Source organism: Ruegeria profundi (assembly GCF_020171505.1).
GTDB lineage: Bacteria > Pseudomonadota > Alphaproteobacteria > Rhodobacterales > Rhodobacteraceae > Ruegeria > Ruegeria profundi.
The window spans coordinates 39,927-55,794 of the sequence record NZ_JAIUZS010000012.1 but is presented as its reverse complement, the minus strand read 5'-3'; the positions used below and the strand labels follow the sequence as shown (position 1 = coordinate 55,794).

The 15,868-nt window shown below is 56.3% G+C and carries 15 protein-coding genes and 2 pseudogenes; 7 read left to right on the top strand and 10 right to left on the bottom strand.

Annotation, left to right across the window (positions count from 1 at the left end; all coding sequences use genetic code 11):
- A pseudogene (locus LCM21_RS20340) lies at nt 1-138 on the top strand (IS6 family transposase); the annotation flags it as partial.
- Between the two features lie 92 nt (nt 139-230).
- Here the strand turns inward: LCM21_RS20340 and LCM21_RS20335 are convergent.
- The 6 genes from LCM21_RS20335 to LCM21_RS20310 all read right to left on the bottom strand — a co-directional run bounded on the left by LCM21_RS20335 (nt 231) and on the right by LCM21_RS20310 (nt 5,830).
- The gene (locus LCM21_RS20335; RefSeq protein ID WP_224892200.1) at nt 231-1,001 is read right to left on the bottom strand and encodes a hydroxypyruvate isomerase family protein; all 771 of its coding nucleotides are present in this window, start codon (nt 999-1,001) and stop codon (nt 231-233) included.
- A complete protein-coding gene (gene otnC, locus LCM21_RS20330; RefSeq protein WP_224892199.1) occupies nt 989-1,636 on the bottom strand; it encodes a 3-oxo-tetronate 4-phosphate decarboxylase in 648 nt (215 codons plus the stop codon). The genes LCM21_RS20335 and otnC overlap by 13 nt, the downstream gene beginning before the upstream one ends.
- Complete coding sequence (otnK, locus tag LCM21_RS20325) at nt 1,633-2,901, bottom strand: 3-oxo-tetronate kinase (RefSeq protein WP_224892198.1); 1,269 nt, start codon at nt 2,899-2,901, stop codon at nt 1,633-1,635. The genes otnC and otnK overlap by 4 nt, the downstream gene beginning before the upstream one ends.
- A complete protein-coding gene (gene denD / locus LCM21_RS20320; RefSeq protein WP_224892197.1) occupies nt 2,898-3,884 on the bottom strand; it encodes a D-erythronate dehydrogenase in 987 nt (328 codons plus the stop codon). Before denD ends, otnK begins: the two co-directional genes overlap by 4 nt.
- A gap of 15 nt (nt 3,885-3,899) precedes the next feature.
- A complete protein-coding gene (ltnD, locus tag LCM21_RS20315) occupies nt 3,900-4,802 on the bottom strand; it encodes an L-threonate dehydrogenase (protein WP_224892196.1) in 903 nt (300 codons plus the stop codon).
- A gap of 551 nt (nt 4,803-5,353) precedes the next feature.
- Nucleotides 5,354-5,830 carry an Lrp/AsnC family transcriptional regulator gene (locus LCM21_RS20310; protein WP_224892195.1) on the bottom strand — a complete coding sequence of 159 codons (477 nt, stop codon included), beginning with the start codon at nt 5,828-5,830 and terminating at the stop codon, nt 5,354-5,356.
- Between the two features lie 140 nt (nt 5,831-5,970).
- Here LCM21_RS20310 and LCM21_RS20305 point away from each other — a divergent pair, with 140 nt between their 5' ends.
- Together LCM21_RS20305 and proC are read left to right on the top strand one after the other, a co-directional pair.
- A complete protein-coding gene (locus LCM21_RS20305; protein ID WP_224892194.1) occupies nt 5,971-7,005 on the top strand; it encodes a zinc-dependent alcohol dehydrogenase family protein in 1,035 nt (344 codons plus the stop codon).
- 3 nt (nt 7,006-7,008) lie between these two features.
- Nucleotides 7,009-7,803: a pyrroline-5-carboxylate reductase gene (gene proC, locus LCM21_RS20300; protein ID WP_224892193.1), complete on the top strand. Its 795-nt coding sequence runs from the start codon at nt 7,009-7,011 to the stop codon at nt 7,801-7,803.
- A 133-nt stretch (nt 7,804-7,936) separates the two neighbouring features.
- Here the strand turns inward: proC and LCM21_RS20295 are convergent, their stop codons facing one another.
- Together LCM21_RS20295 and LCM21_RS20290 are read right to left on the bottom strand one after the other, a co-directional pair.
- Entirely contained in the window at nt 7,937-9,775 is a 1,839-nt protein-coding gene (locus LCM21_RS20295; protein WP_224892192.1) for an amidohydrolase, read from the bottom strand.
- Between the two features lie 189 nt (nt 9,776-9,964).
- Nucleotides 9,965-11,014 (bottom strand): GFA family protein, encoded by a 1,050-nt coding sequence (locus LCM21_RS20290; RefSeq protein WP_224892191.1) that lies wholly within the window; start codon nt 11,012-11,014, stop codon nt 9,965-9,967.
- 416 nt (nt 11,015-11,430) lie between these two features.
- Between LCM21_RS20290 and LCM21_RS20285 the strand changes: the two genes are divergently transcribed.
- The 3 genes from LCM21_RS20285 to LCM21_RS20270 are packed head-to-tail and all read left to right on the top strand — an operon-like array spanning nt 11,431 to nt 13,618.
- Nucleotides 11,431-12,102 (top strand): cupin domain-containing protein, encoded by a 672-nt coding sequence (locus tag LCM21_RS20285; protein WP_224892190.1) that lies wholly within the window; start codon nt 11,431-11,433, stop codon nt 12,100-12,102.
- Nucleotides 12,099-13,094 carry a flavin monoamine oxidase family protein gene (locus LCM21_RS20275; protein ID WP_276530245.1) on the top strand — a complete coding sequence of 332 codons (996 nt, stop codon included), beginning with the start codon at nt 12,099-12,101 and terminating at the stop codon, nt 13,092-13,094. The genes LCM21_RS20285 and LCM21_RS20275 overlap by 4 nt, the downstream gene beginning before the upstream one ends.
- Nucleotides 13,091-13,618: a TetR/AcrR family transcriptional regulator gene (locus tag LCM21_RS20270; RefSeq protein ID WP_224892189.1), complete on the top strand. Its 528-nt coding sequence runs from the start codon at nt 13,091-13,093 to the stop codon at nt 13,616-13,618. Before LCM21_RS20275 ends, LCM21_RS20270 begins: the two co-directional genes overlap by 4 nt.
- Nucleotides 13,619-13,733: 115 nt before the next feature.
- Here the strand turns inward: LCM21_RS20270 and LCM21_RS20265 are convergent.
- Nucleotides 13,734-14,366 (bottom strand): annotated as a pseudogene (locus LCM21_RS20265) (tyrosine-type recombinase/integrase).
- A gap of 188 nt (nt 14,367-14,554) precedes the next feature.
- Between LCM21_RS20265 and LCM21_RS20260 the strand changes: the two are divergent.
- Complete coding sequence (locus tag LCM21_RS20260; RefSeq protein ID WP_224892188.1) at nt 14,555-15,136, top strand: hemerythrin domain-containing protein; 582 nt, start codon at nt 14,555-14,557, stop codon at nt 15,134-15,136.
- A gap of 17 nt (nt 15,137-15,153) precedes the next feature.
- On the opposite strand, the gene LCM21_RS20255 is transcribed toward LCM21_RS20260, so the two are convergent.
- The gene (locus tag LCM21_RS20255) at nt 15,154-15,756 is read right to left on the bottom strand and encodes a hypothetical protein (RefSeq protein WP_224892187.1); all 603 of its coding nucleotides are present in this window, start codon (nt 15,754-15,756) and stop codon (nt 15,154-15,156) included.
- Nucleotides 15,757-15,868: the final 112 nt, after the last annotated feature.

Here is a 15,868-nt window from a genome sequence, read left to right as displayed (position 1 = left end):
AGTTTGCATAAATTCGCGTCCGTCCACGCCTCTGTCCTTAACCTCTTCAACTCGGAGCGCAGCCTCTACTCCAGATCCAATTTCAAGATGAACCGCGCCGCTGCTCTTGCCGAATGGCGTCAACTTTGTTCCGGATAGGTTCGCGGTTTCCGCGGCAAACTGAGACTGGTTCGAATTCGTCTGACAGCACCGAACGCTCATTTCGGCGTCACCCCTTTGGAGGACAGCACCTATCTTGCACGTCCTAGCCATGAGAGATTGGCTTCGGTATCACCTTGGGGCTTGTACTCCGCGCCTATGGGACGGTCGTAACCAAGCTTATCAAGCAGGGCGAAGACGTGAGCAAAGTCGATTTCGCCGTGATCGGGCGCACCCCGGTCCGGGACGGAGGCGATCTGAATATGACCAATGTGGGGCATAAGTTCCGTCAACCGACAGCTTATGTCACCCTCGGTCCGCTGCACATGGTAGCAATCAAACATTAGTCGCAGGGCGTTGTGGCCGACCTTTTCGATAATTGATAGTGCCTGACCCGTCGTCTTGAGAAAATAGCCGGGGGCGTCGTGACGGTTGAGTGGTTCGATTAGGATGCACATACCCCTGGCTGCGGCGCTCTCACAAGCATATGTCAGGTTGGCAATGAACGTAGTGTTTGCGTCATTTCCTTCAGCGTATCCCGCCATGACGTGCACGTTGGCCGCCCCGATTTCGGCACCATAAGCCAGCGCCTCGTCAATAGCTGCACGGGCTTCTGCCTCGCGCCCTGGCAAAGCGGCCAAGCCGTTCTCACCACTCGCGACATCACCTCGTCGTGTGTTCAGCCCTAAGCAGGGAATACCCAAATCGCGCAAAGTCCCTGCGACTTCGGTAGAGGTTGTTTCATAGGGCCAATGCAGCTCTACTGCGTCGAAGCCAGCAGCCTTGGCCGCGTGTATTGCACGAGTGAGGGATCGATCTGTCCAGAGAAACCCGAGATTGGCCGAAAATCTTAATCGTCCCACTCTACGTCAAACCTCTCTACAACGTCGCGCACTTGGTCATCCGTCAGAATGCGCGCGTTCATTCCCCGTGTCAGAAGTGCGAGACGCGCCGTGCCCTCTAGCTCTTCAATGGCATTGCACGCAGCCTCCACGTCCTTTCCGGCCACAACGGGCCCGTGGTTCGCGAGCATCACCGCCGAACGCTTGCCAGCGAGCCCCCTAACGGCGTCGCCCATTGCAGGGTCGCCAGGTAGGAAAAATGGCAGAAGGCGCACCTTTCCAAGTTTCATGATTGCATAAGGTGTGAGGGGCGGCAGAAAGTTATCCGGATCAACGTCTGGCATCATCGATAATGCAACTGAATGACAAGAATGTAGGTGCACGACTGCACCTGCTGTCGACCGGCTTTCGTAAAAAGCCGAATGCAGGGGCATTTCCTTGGTTGGTGGGTCACCCCCGACCAATTTTCCATGTGTGTCGAAATGGCTAAGCCGTGCGGGATCAAGCCTGCCAAAGCTAGTACCTGTGGGGCTCACCAGAAGGCCGCCTTCGGAGGTGCGCGCCGAAATATTTCCGGTGCTGCCACCTGTCAAACCCCTGTCAAACATAGACTTTGCCAGATTGCAGATCTGCTCACGGAGGACCGTATCGCTCATTCTGCCTCCAGTTTAGCCACCGCCTCGGCAAAAAAACCGGGCTGTCCAAAGTTACCGGATTTAAGCGTCAATGCAATCAGAGAGCCTCCACTTTCGGCGTAAGTCCACGGCACACCTGGAGCTATCTCCTCACCAATGTCCAGTCGTGTCACGCCAAGCGCCTTGGTGACGGCGCCAGAGGTCTCCCCGCCTGCTATTACAAATCGTCGCCGTCCGGCTTCCCGAGCGGCGCTGGCAAGTTCTGCAATAGCCACTTCAACCACGCGGCCAGCTTCGGCCACGCCTAACTTTGCTTGTGCGGCGCCCACATCTTTGGGATCAGCAGTAGCATACAACATAGGCGCCTCATTCAAGGGCACCTGCATCAACCAGTTCAACGCATCGGAAATCCCGTTTTCAGCAAGATCAAGAGGATCCAGACGGTAGTGCGGGGCATGAGCTGCATACTGCGCAACCTGAGCTCTAGTCATGGCTGAGCAGCTGCCCGACAAGACAATGCTTGGCGCGTCGATCTTGGGGCGGAGATGGGCTGTAGTAGGGGGTGCCGCTCCGGCCTGTTTTTGCAAAAGGGCAGGCAATGGCATCGCTACGGCACTTCCTCCTGTTAGAAGCGGCATATCGAGGCACGCCTCGGCGATTACATGGAGATCGGCGTCGGCCACGGCATCCACCACCACATTTGCCACGCCTTCTGCTGCCAAAGCGGCGAGTTCTGCGCGCACTGCTGCAACACCACGTTCAACAGTCAGCCTGTCCACGAGCCCCACAGGTTTCGTCACCTGCGGCGTCAGCAATCGCAGCAGGTTGCTATCGCGCATCGGTGTCAAAGGATGATCTTTCATTGGGCTTTCGTGCAATGGCTGCCGACCAACAAAGAGGTGGCCCATAAAAATCGATCGCCCGTTTTCGGGGAATGCTGGACAATAAATTGTCTGCTTCGCACCAAGATCGTTCATCAGCGCTTCAGCAACAGGCCCGATATTGCCCTCTGCCGTCGAGTCGAAAGTTGAGCAGTATTTCCAAAAGATCTGTCTGGAGCCCGCTTCCTGCAGCCAGCGCAACGCGGCGCGGCATTCGGCCACCGCATCGGGTACAGGCGCAGTCCGGCACTTGAGCGCGACAACCTCGAAAGCTGCAGCGTCATTGGGTGAACCCTCCGGCACCCCGATACGCAGGCTTACCGAATGTCCACTTCGTGCCAAGAGACCAGCAAGGTCAGTCGCTCCAGTGAAATCGTCTGCAATGCAACCCATTAACGTGGTCATAGCCCGACCCCGCCTGGCGCATCTTCTTCGAGGTAGACAGTGATCAAGTCGTCGACCGAACTTTCAGCTCTGAATCCAAGCGCCGCCGCGCGCTCAGCCTTGAATGCGCGAGGCCAAGCATCGATGATTTCGGCGATCGAGGGGTCTGGAACATGTTCGATTAGCGCCGTTGCCTCGGGGCCCGCGACGCGCTCGAGTGCCTCTATCTGCCCACCCACAGTGGTGGCGACGCCGGGCATAGTTATTGTCCGACGCGGTCCGACCGCCTCTTTATCTAGTCCAGCAGCGTGGATTAAGAAGCCAACCGCCGCCCGCGGGCTTGCCAGCCAGTGCTTCACACTGTGGCTTACTGGCAATCTACTGGGCAGCCCCGCTAGTGGCTCGCGAAGTATGCCTGAGAAGAAGCCTGAGGCAGCAGCATTGGGCCCGCCGGGGCGTATCACGATAGTGGGCAAGCGCAGGCCGATCCCGTCTAAGAACCCGCGTCGTGTGTAATCGTCGAGCAAAAGCTCCACGATAGCCTTCTGCGTACCATAGCTTGTCTGAGGAGCTCGTAGCTGATCGTCAGGCACTGGGTCAGGAAGTGGCGCGCCATAGACGGCGAGAGAAGAGGCAAAAACAAGACGGGGAGTGTAGCCGTCTAACTCGTGAGCGTGCCGGATTACCTCAAACAATTCGCGACTGGCGTCCAAGTTCACTCGATAGCCGCCATCAAAATCTTGCTCAGCGGCCCCAGAGACCATAGCGGCGAGGTGGAAAATTAAGTTGGGCCGTTTTGCGATCAGGTTATCAATCGCACCGTCCTTGGTAATATCTACGGCGTGACAGTGGCACCGCATTTCGCCCGACGGTGCCGAAGGTGCCACTAGATCCACGAGATCCATCTCTTCAATCGTCTGTCCTGCAAGTTGCCCCTCGGCGACGAGGCGATGCGCCAGCTTAAGACCGATCATTCCGCCTGCGCCCAGGATCAGAACCCGCATAAAAAGCTCCCTTGATTAGCTATCCGTGACAGGAAGTTTGAGTCCTGCATTTCGGGCGTAAACTTTTGTGATAGCAGCGTCGTCTTCGGCTCCCAACCCCATACCTACGGCCACCATATACTGCTGCAGCGCGGCCGCTGTGATTGGTGCACTGAAGCCGGCATCACGCGCGATGTCCAGAACGATACCGAGATCCTTTGGCCAAATGTTCACTTGGCTACGCGGGGTGTAATCCCCATCGATCACATGTGGTGCGCGGTTTTCCAGCATCCACGAGCTTCCGGCGCACTGCCTGATGACATCGAGAAAGGTTTGAGGGGCAATGCCTTGGGTCATGCTGAATGCCATCGCCTCACCCATAGTAGCGATGTGGACCCCTGCGAGAAGTTGGTTCACCGCCTTCATCGCCGATCCCTTACCGGGTTCGGTGCCGAGCTCAAAGACCGTTGTAGAGGTCGCGTTCAGAACAGGACGAGCGGCGGCAAAAGCTTCAGTCGATCCAGAAGCCATGATCGAAAGTTTACCTTCGGCTGCCTTCAAAGAGCCGCCTGATATCGGAGCATCGAGGTAGTGAACTCCGCTGTCGGCGCATTGCGCGGCCATCTTGCGGGCAACGGATGGTGCGACGGTTGGACAGGCGATTACAACGGAGCCAGCGCGCATCTGCGGCACGATACCTTCAGGACCGAACAGCACTGCATTAAGTTGCGCAGCATTCAGTACCACGACTACCGCTACGTCGAATTCATCCAGGTCCTGATCGGCGGTAAGCAACGCCCCACCTATTTCAGCAAAGCGCGCTTCGGCCTCTGCGTTCGTGTCTACGCCGTAAGTCGCGAGGCCGCCGCGTAAACAACTTTGAGCCATCCCAAAGCCCATCGAGCCGAGCCCGATCACTAAAACGGAAGCGTCCGTCATTCCCCAACTCCCTGTCTCTACCTTTCTTGTTCCTAATGCCCGGTGCAACGCCCACGCAAGTCCCACTTAGATTGCACGAAAATTGGTCGATCGTGCGCAGAGAAATGGAAAGCCTCCAAGTGGTTCATTTAACAGTGTGAAAGTAACCAAGCTACGGCGGCACGATCATCAAAAGCAGCGGCAGCAGGCACGGGCTATCGTAGCAAGCTGAGGGATTTGTTCTGAACAATAGGTAGCCCAAACCCATCGGAACTACGACGGCGACAAAAATCGCAATAAGATAACTGTGAACTGCTGGGGAACGATTAAGTTGTAGCACCGTCCCGTTTTCCTCTCTCACAAAACTGTTTGGTAGTCGTGTGTGCCTAGAAGGTGTCATACCTTTGGCGCTCGCTCAAAAAAAGTGGAGGGTAACACGCTCCGCAACATCAATCATTGGTCACTTTGGCTCGGTTCCGCCATTCAATGAGTTTAGTTGAACAGCCGGTTTGCGGACCAAGCTGCCTTTCAATCCCTTCGCACGAATGTCTGCTGTCGGAGTGGAGCATTGATCATCGCTCTGAACCACACACAGGCAGCTTGCTCGAAGCCTTCATCTCTTTGAGTGACAGATTCGAACGAATGCTTGTCACACCAGGCAGACGCCGCAACGTGCTGTCAACAAACGCGCTGTAGTCGTCCAGATCGCGCGCGACCACGATGAGCAGGAAATCATCCTCGCCCGTGGTGTTGTGGCAGGCGAGAATATTGGGCGTGACCTCGATAATGCGCTGGAACTCGGCGGTCGCGGCCTGATCGTGCTCTGAGCAGCTTAGCTGAACGAAGGCCATCACGCCGAGCCCGAGCTTTCGACGATTGAGGTGTGCCTGGTAGCCCTCGATAATGCCCGCCTCTTCCAGTTTCTTGAGCCGTCGCCAGCAGGGGGTTTCGCTCATGTTCAGGTGCTCAGCCAGTTTGGCGTTCGTCATGCGCCCGTCGCTTTGAAGCAATTCGAGAATCTGTGCGTTCACTGTGTCGATGCTGTCCAAGGGAAGATTTTCCTCAATATGAACTCAGGTTGAGGGCTTTCTGCTCAAAGTAATCACAATGAAGGGCAGAATAGCAAGGTAATTTCGTCGCCGTGTGATAGCTTCAACTTAACCAGTCGATACAACCGAAAGATCCTGCCATGAAAGCTGTCCTGTTCGAAAAATTCCAAGAAGCCCCCAAGGTCGTGAGCGTGGCCGACCCGTCTCCGGAACCGCATGGGGTCGTCCTCAAGGTCGAAGCCACCGGTGTCTGTCGCAGCGACTGGCACGGGTGGATGGGTCACGACAGTGACATTGAGCTCCCGCACATCCCCGGTCACGAACTGGCCGGTGTGGTCGAGGCGGTTGGCAAGGACGTTAAGAACTGGAAGGTGGGAGACCGGGTCACAGTGCCGTTCATCTGTGGCTGCGGATCGTGCGGCGAGTGCCATGCCGGTCACCAGCAGGTGTGTCTGCATCAGGAGCAGCCGGGCTTCACCCATTGGGGCAGCTTTGCGGAATATGTGCCGATCCATCAGGCTGACCTGAACGTGGTCGCTCTGCCCGAGGCGATGGATTTCGCCACCGCTGCCAGCCTGGGCTGCCGGTTTGCCACATCGTTTCGGGCCGTGATCGACCAGGGTAATGTCATCGCTGGCCAGTGGGTGGCTGTGCATGGCTGCGGTGGCGTCGGACTGTCGGCTGTGATGATCGCCAGCGCGGCGGGGGCGAATGTGATCGGGTTGGACCTCGATCCGGCCAAGCTGGAGCTGGCCAAAGAGCTTGGCGCTGTTGCGGCCATTGACGGCAAGGGCGACGTGGTCGAGGCGATCAAAGAGATCACAAAAGGCGGCGCACATGCCTCGCTCGATGCGCTTGGTCATCCCGCAACAATGACCAATTCGATCCTATGCCTGCGGCCACGGGGCAAGCACATCCAGGTCGGTCTGATGCTAGGCGATCACGCTGCCCCAGCCGTGCCAATGCCCAAGATCGTGGGCCAGGAGATCGAGTTGCTCGGCTCTCATGGGATGCAGGCGCACCGCTACGGTGCGATGCTCGATATGGTCGAGAGCGGCAAGTTGGACCCGGCCCGTCTTGTCAGCGACAAGATCAGCATCGACGCTGCCCCGGAGGCGCTGATGAACATGGACAAGTTCCAGTCCATCGGCGCAACCGTCATCACGAGCTTCTGAGCCATGGACAACATAGCTTTCATCGGCGGCGGCAATATGGTGTCGGCCATCATTGGCGGAATGATCGCCAGTGGGTGGGCGCCCTCGCGGATCACGGTTGTCGACCCGAACGCGGATCAGCGGGACCGGCTAACAGCACAGCACGGCGTCACGACGACAGACGAAGTGGCCAGCGCCGCTGCCGCTGACATCATCGTGCTAGCTGTCAAACCTCAGGTCATTGCTGCTGTGGCCAAACAGATGGATGCAGATCTGTCTGGCAAGTTGATCGTGAGCATTGCCGCCGGGGTCACAATTGCAACGCTCGAAGGTCTCTTCGGGCCGGTCGCCATCGCGCGCACCATGCCCAACACACCAGCCCTGCTTGGTCTGGGGGCGACGGGGCTTTACGTTAACGAGCGCGCGTCCGAAGCACAGCGTGTAGCGGCGAAAGGCATCATCGAGGCCTTCGGCATTTGCGTCGCCGTTGAGCGTGAAGACCTTCTGGATGCTGTCACGGTAGTGTCGGGCAGCGGCCCAGCCTATTATTTCCTGATGATCGAAGAGATGATCAGGGCCGGCACCGCCTTGGGTCTGCGCCCGGAGGATGCTAAGGCGCTGACCCTGCAAACTGCGCTTGGCGCTGCCACCATGGCCACAAAGGGAAATGCGCCGGAAGATCTTCGAGCCCGTGTCACATCGCCCAACGGGACAACCTATGCGGCTATTGTTTCGATGCAGGAGAACGGCTTTGGGGACGTGATCGCAAAGGCAATGACCGCCTGCCGCGACCGGGCCGAGGGCTTGGGAAAGGGATAAAGCAGCCGCTCGAACAAAGCGCAAAACTTGGCTAGTTTGGGCTCGGTGCAGACGTTCAGCAGATTTCAGTGAATGTCTGCTACGCGGACGAAGGAGACATCGCTAACACTCGTGCGAGCGGCTTTTCTTGCATTCACGGGAAACGGTAAGCGGGCCGCTGAAGCCAGGGTGCCTCTACTCCAGTTCCTTGATACATGGCGTGAAGGAACATGTGTGCGGTCACCGGGTCGCTCATGAAAGGCGACATTCGGATGTTACCTTCTTTAGTCTCTCCACTCGCTTCGAAGATCACATCGTTTTCTTTAATCGTGGCAACCACGCGGTTCTCATCCAGTTTTTCAGGATCAATGGCAGTAGGGTCCTGCGCTAGCAGCACAAAATCCGCGAGTTTGCCGACCTCGATTGATCCTTTTTCGTCTTCCTCAAAATGTTGCCAGGCTGGCCAGATTGTTAAAGCCTTCAAGGCTGTCACGACATCAACACGTTGATTCGGGCCAAGAATGTCTCCCGATCGTGTCCGGCGCGTCACCGTCGCGTCGAGAATGCGCATACTGTCCGGAAAAGCCACCGGCGCATCATGGTGCGAACCGAACATCATATCTCTTTGAACCAGCCACCCTGTTGGTGAGATATTCTCTGCATTTACCGGGCCCACGGTTCGGTCGCGATGCCAGTCGCCCCAATAAAATGTGTGCATCGGGAACAGTGACATGAACACGCCCAGTTCCTTATAAGCGTCGACTTGGTCCTCGCGCAAAAACTGACCATGGATGAGCACCGGCCGGTTCCCCGGATCACCGTATTGATCGCGCGCAGCGTGGAGTGCCGCGATCAGCATGTCGGAAGCGCCTTCGCCATTCGCGTGCGTGATGATCTGTATATTATTCTCGAAGCACCAGTTCACCGCCTCTTGGACCTTCTCCATGGTAACCGCAGCATAACCCGCATAGCCTGCCGGATAGTCGCCGATCGGATCGTAGTAAGGGCGGTCCCTTAGCGCGGTAAAGCCTTGCGGCGATCCATCAATGGTCAGTTTGCAGCCACCGACGCGAATGCCGTTATCGTACTCTCGGGAGACATTCTCACTAATGTATTCTCTTGCCTCAAGAACGTCGGGGTATGCTACAACGTCGATCGGTATCCGACCTTCGCTCGCCATGGCCTTCAGCGTCTCCACGCTTGAACCAGAAGACCGGCCATCTTGCCCGGTAGTATAGCCGAAACTTGCCCAGAGTTCAGAGCCGGCAACTGCAAATGCTGCGAAGGCCTCCGGTCCGAGTTGCGACAAGACGGGAACCAGCGCCCCAAAAAACGCATACTCCTCCAGAACCCCATTTGGCTCACCACCTGCGCCGCGCTGGATAATGCCGCCTGTGGGGTCTTTCGTTGATGCATCATAGCCTACTATCTCAAGCGTCTTGGAGTTCGCCACACCGATATGGCCGGACTGGTGCACAATAATGATGGGAAGCTGGTCCGACACGGCGTCGAGGTCCTCACGAGTTGGGTGTCGTTGTTCCGCAAGTTGAGCATTGTCGTAGCCGAAGCCGATTATCACGCCAGCTTCTTCTACAGCGGCGCTGTTCTCTTCAACCCAGTCCCGCAGTGTATTTTGCAGACTTTCGATATCGGTCACCTCGCCGTCGGGCGGCGCCAGCAGGTTAGCCGACAACGCTTGTAAGCCACCGAAAACAACATGCCCGTGGCTGTCGATGAAACCGGGGACCATCGTTCGTCCCTCCAGGTCGAATATCTCGGTTTCGTCGCCCTGTTGCGCCATCACATCAGTGAGCGTCCCCACGGAAAGAATGCGACCGTCTTTCACCGCAACTGCTTCTGCGGTTGGCGCTTCGTCGTTGATCGTAAGTATCGGACCACCGGTATAAATCGTATCGGCGATGTCTTGGGCGCTCGCAGATCCGGCTGAAAACGCAAGGCTGGTCAGCGCAAGAATGCTCAGAAAGTGTGGCATCAAAAATCGCTCCCGGTGTCGCAATGCAGGAATTGTAGATGTGACATTTCTATAGCGCTCGATTTTTCAAGTCACGTGCTAAGCACTCATTTGACGCTGCCGTAAGTGGCCGCTTCGGGCTCGAAGCGGTCATTCGCGGAAGTTGGTACGAGCGACCACTCTGCGGACGAAGCAGAAATCGCTCGACCACTAAAAAACCTCAGGCGGCTTAGCTAAAGGTCCCCAAGTTTCAGGGTCTGGTAGGCCAACACTTGACCATGCTTCTTGCAAAACTCTGGAGTCTGCAGACCTTGTGCGAGGTAAATCATCCAAAATATCAAACCACGGCATTTTGCTTTCTATTCCGGAGTGGACTGATGGAGCAAAGTTTTCTGGTTGGTCGAGGCTCGAAGTATGTAAAACCAGATAGGCCGTTTCTCGAGGCTTCACGAGCTTGTAAGTCAAACTGGCCCCACATTTGGTACAAAAGCCACGATTTGCAATTGGCGTAGTTGAGAAGTATCGAGGTTCCTCGGTGAGAAATCGAACAGCAGAAGCGGGAAAGGCCGCCCATGCATTAACTGCTGATCCAGAAAATTTTCTGCAACAACTACAATGGCAATAACCTGTGCTTATAGCAGGTGCGTTTATTTCATAGCGGACCGACCCACAGATGCAGCCACCAGTTACTAAGGTTTTGGCCAATTCATCTTCATCAAAATCCAGAAAACCTCCTTCTTCTCCGGGTTTTGAAACGGTCATGTAGACATGTATTGGACTATCAGTGCTCTTGAGTCTTTTGTGACCGCAATCCACCAGCGGAAGATCTATCTTGCCAGCTATTTGCGCCATTACCTCTGCTGAGACCGCAATTCCACCCGGTTCTGCAATTGCTTCTAGCCGCGCGGCAGTGTTTACGCCTTCTCCCAGAATATCTTCGCCGTGTACAACGACATCACCGAGAGAAACGCCGACGCGTAAGATGAGAGGGTCGTTACTGTTCGACTGGCGTGCTTCGCGCGCGCACGCCCTTTGTATGTTAATTGCACAATTGACCGCCTCGAAGACACTTGAGAACTCAGCTAGAAACCCATCGCCAGTAGACTTAAATACTCGGCCTCGGTTTGCTTCCACTTGCATACCGATGATTTCACGTTCTAGGCGAACCAACTTAACTAATGTCCCAATTTCATCGCGTGATACCAGCCCGGCGAAACCGACTATATCAGTGGCCAGAATGGCCGCTAATTTGCGTTCCATCTCTGCTGCTCCGAACAAACAATCTCTACTTGGTACCAGCTTACTTTAGCATAAAATTGGATCGCATCGAGGCATGGTAACTGAGGTGTCAATTTTCACTTTTGAGAGACCGCTTTGGGCTCGACATGGTCATCTGACCGTTTTTCTCAGATGACTGAAAAGATGCGCTAAGCCGACGTTTACTGTGAAATTTTCGAAACTCCCACCATGAATGGCTGCTCCGCGTATGAGCGGACGGTGGCGAAAAACCAAGCTATGTCCGAGTCGCGGACTAAGCCGCCAATCGCGGCGTTTCCATCAATGCTTCACGAACGTGTGATCTCCGTTGCGAAAGTGGCGTCGAGAAACAACCTACCTATCAGTAGGTAAGTGAGCAAATTTGCACAGACACAGTGACACTGAAAGGTGACCAAACCATGCGCGTGAATGCCGACTTCAATGAACGCACCCTTGTACGTTTTAAAGAGAACGAATGGGTCGCTTCCCCGATGCCCGGAGTTGAGCGTAAGATGCTTGACCGAATTGGAGAGGAAGTAGCTCGTGCCACCACCATCGTCCGTTTCGCGCCTGGCAGCGCCTTCTCTGCCCACACGCATGACGGAGGCGAAGAATACCTAGTGCTCGAAGGTATTTTTCAGGACGAGGACGGTGATTTTCCAATTGGTTCCTACGTGCGGAACCCGCCGACCTCATCTCATACACCCGCAGCACAGGACGGCGCGACAATTCTAGTAAAGTTACACCAATTCGATGCAAACGATCGCAATCAGGTCCAGATCGACAGCGACAAGGGAAGCTGGATTGAAGCAGAAGATGGTGTCTCCAGGTTGCCTCTTCACACAGATGTACGTGAAACTGTAGCAATGGAACACTGGGATGCCGATACAGTACGCTCGCTGGATGCCTCCGGCGGGCTTGAGATTTTTGTGATCGATGGGGACCTGAACGAGGGTGGAGATACCCTGTCCCGTTGGGATTGGCTACGCCTACCCGTCGGAGCGAGATTCGAGGCGACCGCTGGCGCTGACGGGGCGCGAGTCTGGATCAAGACCGGGCACCTTCGTCACGTCGCAGGGAGCGCGGCATGAAGCCAGAAGCAGAGATTGCCATCGTCGGCGCGGGGTTGTCCGGCCTCGCTTTGGCGCATGCGCTGAAGCCTGAAGGGCGCGACGTAATTTTGCTGGAGGCGCGAGACCGCGTAGGCGGTCGCGTTCTCTCACAGGGCGGCTATGACCTCGGCCCTGCTTGGATCTGGCCGCACAACCACCGCATGCTGGCCCTTCTGGACAAGCTTGGGCTGAGAGCATTTCCACAACACAGCGATGGACGATTGGCATTCGAGGATAAACAGGGAAATGTGCGTCGTGACTTCGATTTCGCTAGCATGGGTGGCGCGCTTCGCGTTTCAGGCGGACTCGCTCAGATAACCGACGCCCTTGCCCAAAAGCTTGGTGATACGCTGTGCCTTGGCCGCCCAGTTCGGCGAGTGATCGAAGAAAACGAGTTCGTGACTTTGAGCGGAAACGGGTTTTCATTGCGCGCCGACTGCGTGGTTTTGGCGTTGCCCCCGCGCCTCGCTGCACAGATGGGGGTGGTCGTTCCGGATGTTCCAACTTGGATGGCCGGGCATGCCAAACTCGTTGCTGTTTACGACACCCCATTCTGGCGCGACGCGGGTCTGAATGGCGACGCAATCTCTCATCAAGGTCCGCTGGCTGAAATCCATGACGCGTCACCCATGGACGGGACCGAGGGTGCTCTGTTCGGCTTTGCCATGCCCGGTACGGCCCGGCAGTCCAGGTTCGAAGCGCTCGCGGTGGCGCAACTGGTCCGCCTGTTTGGCCCCAAAGCAGCCAAGCCGCGCGGCGTATTCGTCAAAGATTGGAGCGCCGACATGGCAACCGCCACATCTGCCGACCTCGAGCCGCTTAGCTCCCATCCTTTGTATAGCAAACTGAATCCCACTCGGCGGGTGATCTTTGCAGGAACTGAAACCGCACCGTCGCACGGTGGTTTCCTCGAAGGCGCCCTAGAAGCCATGGATGCAGCGCGGCAAGAATTGTCGAGGGTGATGGTATGACATCAGAAGAGAAAATCCTCGTCGCCGCCGAGGCGCGGGTCCGCACTGGCGGCTACAACGGCTTTTCGTTCCGAGACCTTGCGCGTGACACAGCGCTGACCAGCGCAGGCGTACATCATTACTTCCCGACCAAGGCCGATCTGGTCGCTCGACTGGCCAGAAACTACACGTCCCGTTTCCTAGAGACACTGAACGAATGCGAGTCTGACGCGCGTGTCGAGCGACTACGCGAACTATTCGCGGAAAGCTTGCGCCAGGACGGAAAGATGTGCCTTTGCGGACTGCTCGCCGCTGAAAGCGGAGGTCTGCCTGAACCGGTTGCGGAGGCGGTAAAAATGTTCTTTGCAGCATTGATCGATCGACTTGTCAGCGCATTTCCCGACAGCGAGGATCCGCCTTCTGACGCACTAGAAGTGCTCGCGACGCTGGAAGGTGCTGCACTACTTGCGACTGTGCTGGGTGACCCTGAGATCTTCGAAAAGGCAACGTTTGCTTTGGGCCCAGAGCAGTCGTTCGCTGCGTAGCGGCGCGCTAACGTCGGATGAATGGCGGCTTTGGGCTCAAACACCCCGTTGGCAGAAGTTTTGCGGCCGGTCCGGTCTGCAGTGACGAACGGCAAACGCCGCCCGCCACTTCTGTTCAGAGGTCGATCTTTTCAGCGATGCTCAGAGCGTCTTCGAGCTCGACGCCGAGGTAGCCCACGGTGCTGTCCACCTTGGTATGGCCGAGCAAGAGTTGCACGGCTCGTAAATTGCCGGTTTTGCGATAAATTTCCGACGCTTTCGTCCGGCGCAGAGAATGAGTGCCATAGCCGCTCGGTTCAAGCCCGATCGCGGTCACCCAGTCGCGCACCAACCTCCCGTATTGGCGCGTCGAGATATGCCGGCGGTCGTGAAATCGGCTCGGAAACATGAACGTACACCGCACCATCTCAGGAGAGTGTACCCAATCTGTCACGGAATCTCGCGTGTTTTCAGTCAGTTCAAACTAAACCGGCCGACCGGTCTTGCTTTGAACTACGGTCGCGCGTTCACGGACACGCTCGCTGCTTACCAGGTCTTTCACTGTCAGCCGAACCAGATCGCAGCCGCGCAGCTTGCTGTCGATAGCGACGTTAAACAAAGCGAGGTCGCGAAGATTTCTAGCCAACTCTAGGCGAGCGCGGATTGCCCAAACCTGTTTCGGCAGCAGCGGTCGCTTCTGGCCGATGATGCGGTCCTTGTTCCAGGCCCTGCGCTTCGATGTGGTTGCAGGAAGTTGAACTCTAGGCATGATTTGCCCTCCAACCCTCCCTCCAGGCCCAGACATCAGCACCACGCTGACAGGCGTTTCTATCAGCTCGATTGAAAGTCGGGTTATGGGAAGCCGCCGATAAGCGGATTGCTGCACGGTCAGTTGGCGGCTACGAGCCCGAAGCTGCCGCCCTTGACTTGGCGTGAGTAAGGCTTTTCTTGTCCATTATGACTGACCTTTCTACCCAATTGCTGAATGAACTCAGCCTCGACGAGGCTGCCCGACCTAAAGCGCCGCCAGTGCCGGACGCAACAGAAATACACCGTGAACAAGGCCGACAACTCGCCGCAATCCACCGGCATTATCTTATGGAGATGGCCCAAATCGGCGCCGTTCTGGCACGGATCGAAGCGCGGGACACTCCGCCTGAGCACCTGAAGCAGATCGTGCTTTCACTCGACATGTCTGAAAATTTTCGAGTATTCGGATCGCTTTGCGGGCGCGAATGCCAAGTACTCAAGTTCCACCACGACATTGAATCCTCTGACATGTTCCCCCGGATCGAGGCAGCTGGCGGAGGAAAGTTCCGCGAAATAGTGGCCAAATTGAAGTCAGAGCATGAGGTGGTCCACGAGTTAATCATCCGCCTAGGACGTGCAGCTGAAATGTTGGTGGAAGACCCTTCAGATACGAATTTCATTCAGGCAACCGCCACATTTAGAAAACTGGAAGAGGTTGTACGCTCCCATTTCGGCTACGAAGAAACCGAATTGGCAGAGGCCATCGGTTACTATCTCGGGTCGATCTAGCGGTGCCTTCTAGACGCCTACTCATCACAACCGTTGTGTCGCCGCCACATGGTTGGATCGTGCCCTTGCGGGACATTAGCGCATGGATCATCTGAGTAGCCTCGCAATACGCTGTATCTGCGGATTTGCTCATCGCTAAGAAGAGCGGGTGTTGCGAGGTGTCTCGACAAATGAACCAAACGCAAAGCAGCTCTGGCTTCAGAGGCGGTAGCCAAGAGCCCCGTGAGCTCTTCCCGCGAAACTTCAGCATTTTCGAAAGCGGCGCTCACGGCCGCTTCAGCTGAAATAAATCGCTCGCCGACCATGATGGCTTCCGCTCGCATTTCTTCAAACATCATAGTGATTGCAGCTACTTGATCGCTAGAAAGCGCAAGTTCTTCTTGAAGTTCCAGCAGGTGGGCCGGGCCAGGAAGGCCGTTCAACTCAGCGGGAAGAGCCAGTCCCCAGCCGCCACCACGGCGAAGTTCCGCTATGTCTTGGTCGGATAGACTTTTAATCTCACGTGCCTCGAAACCAGCATACGGCGTATCACCATGGTTATGTCCGTGATCTTGAGCAAACGCAGACAGAGGCATGGCAAATAGAACAACTGCGGTCGACAAAACGAACTTCATAAGCATTCCCATCTACAAAAGAGCGCGGCCTTGGCCGATCCAACAACAGTATGGATTTTCCTGCACCGCACACAAGCCGACATTGGCGCAGCCGCAGCGAAAGCTCGCTTCGTCCGCG

What these genes read in the sequence shown, in the direction of transcription:
- LCM21_RS20255 (WP_224892187.1), bottom strand. Translation starts at nt 15,756, where the DNA reads ATGCTTATGAAGTTCGTTTTGTCGACCGCAGTTGTTCTATTTGCCATG.
- LCM21_RS20295 (WP_224892192.1), bottom strand. Translation starts at nt 9,775, where the DNA reads ATGCCACACTTTCTGAGCATTCTTGCGCTGACCAGCCTTGCGTTTTCA.
- otnC (WP_224892199.1), bottom strand. Translation starts at nt 1,636, where the DNA reads ATGAGCGATACGGTCCTCCGTGAGCAGATCTGCAATCTGGCAAAGTCT.
- LCM21_RS20305 (WP_224892194.1), top strand. Translation starts at nt 5,971, where the DNA reads ATGAAAGCTGTCCTGTTCGAAAAATTCCAAGAAGCCCCCAAGGTCGTG.
- ltnD (WP_224892196.1), bottom strand. Translation starts at nt 4,802, where the DNA reads ATGACGGACGCTTCCGTTTTAGTGATCGGGCTCGGCTCGATGGGCTTT.
- proC (WP_224892193.1), top strand. Translation starts at nt 7,009, where the DNA reads ATGGACAACATAGCTTTCATCGGCGGCGGCAATATGGTGTCGGCCATC.
- otnK (WP_224892198.1), bottom strand. Translation starts at nt 2,901, where the DNA reads ATGACCACGTTAATGGGTTGCATTGCAGACGATTTCACTGGAGCGACT.
- LCM21_RS20275 (WP_276530245.1), top strand. Translation starts at nt 12,099, where the DNA reads ATGAAGCCAGAAGCAGAGATTGCCATCGTCGGCGCGGGGTTGTCCGGC.
- denD (WP_224892197.1), bottom strand. Translation starts at nt 3,884, where the DNA reads ATGCGGGTTCTGATCCTGGGCGCAGGCGGAATGATCGGTCTTAAGCTG.
- LCM21_RS20260 (WP_224892188.1), top strand. Translation starts at nt 14,555, where the DNA reads ATGACTGACCTTTCTACCCAATTGCTGAATGAACTCAGCCTCGACGAG.
- LCM21_RS20290 (WP_224892191.1), bottom strand. Translation starts at nt 11,014, where the DNA reads ATGGAACGCAAATTAGCGGCCATTCTGGCCACTGATATAGTCGGTTTC.
- LCM21_RS20285 (WP_224892190.1), top strand. Translation starts at nt 11,431, where the DNA reads ATGCGCGTGAATGCCGACTTCAATGAACGCACCCTTGTACGTTTTAAA.
- LCM21_RS20270 (WP_224892189.1), top strand. Translation starts at nt 13,091, where the DNA reads ATGACATCAGAAGAGAAAATCCTCGTCGCCGCCGAGGCGCGGGTCCGC.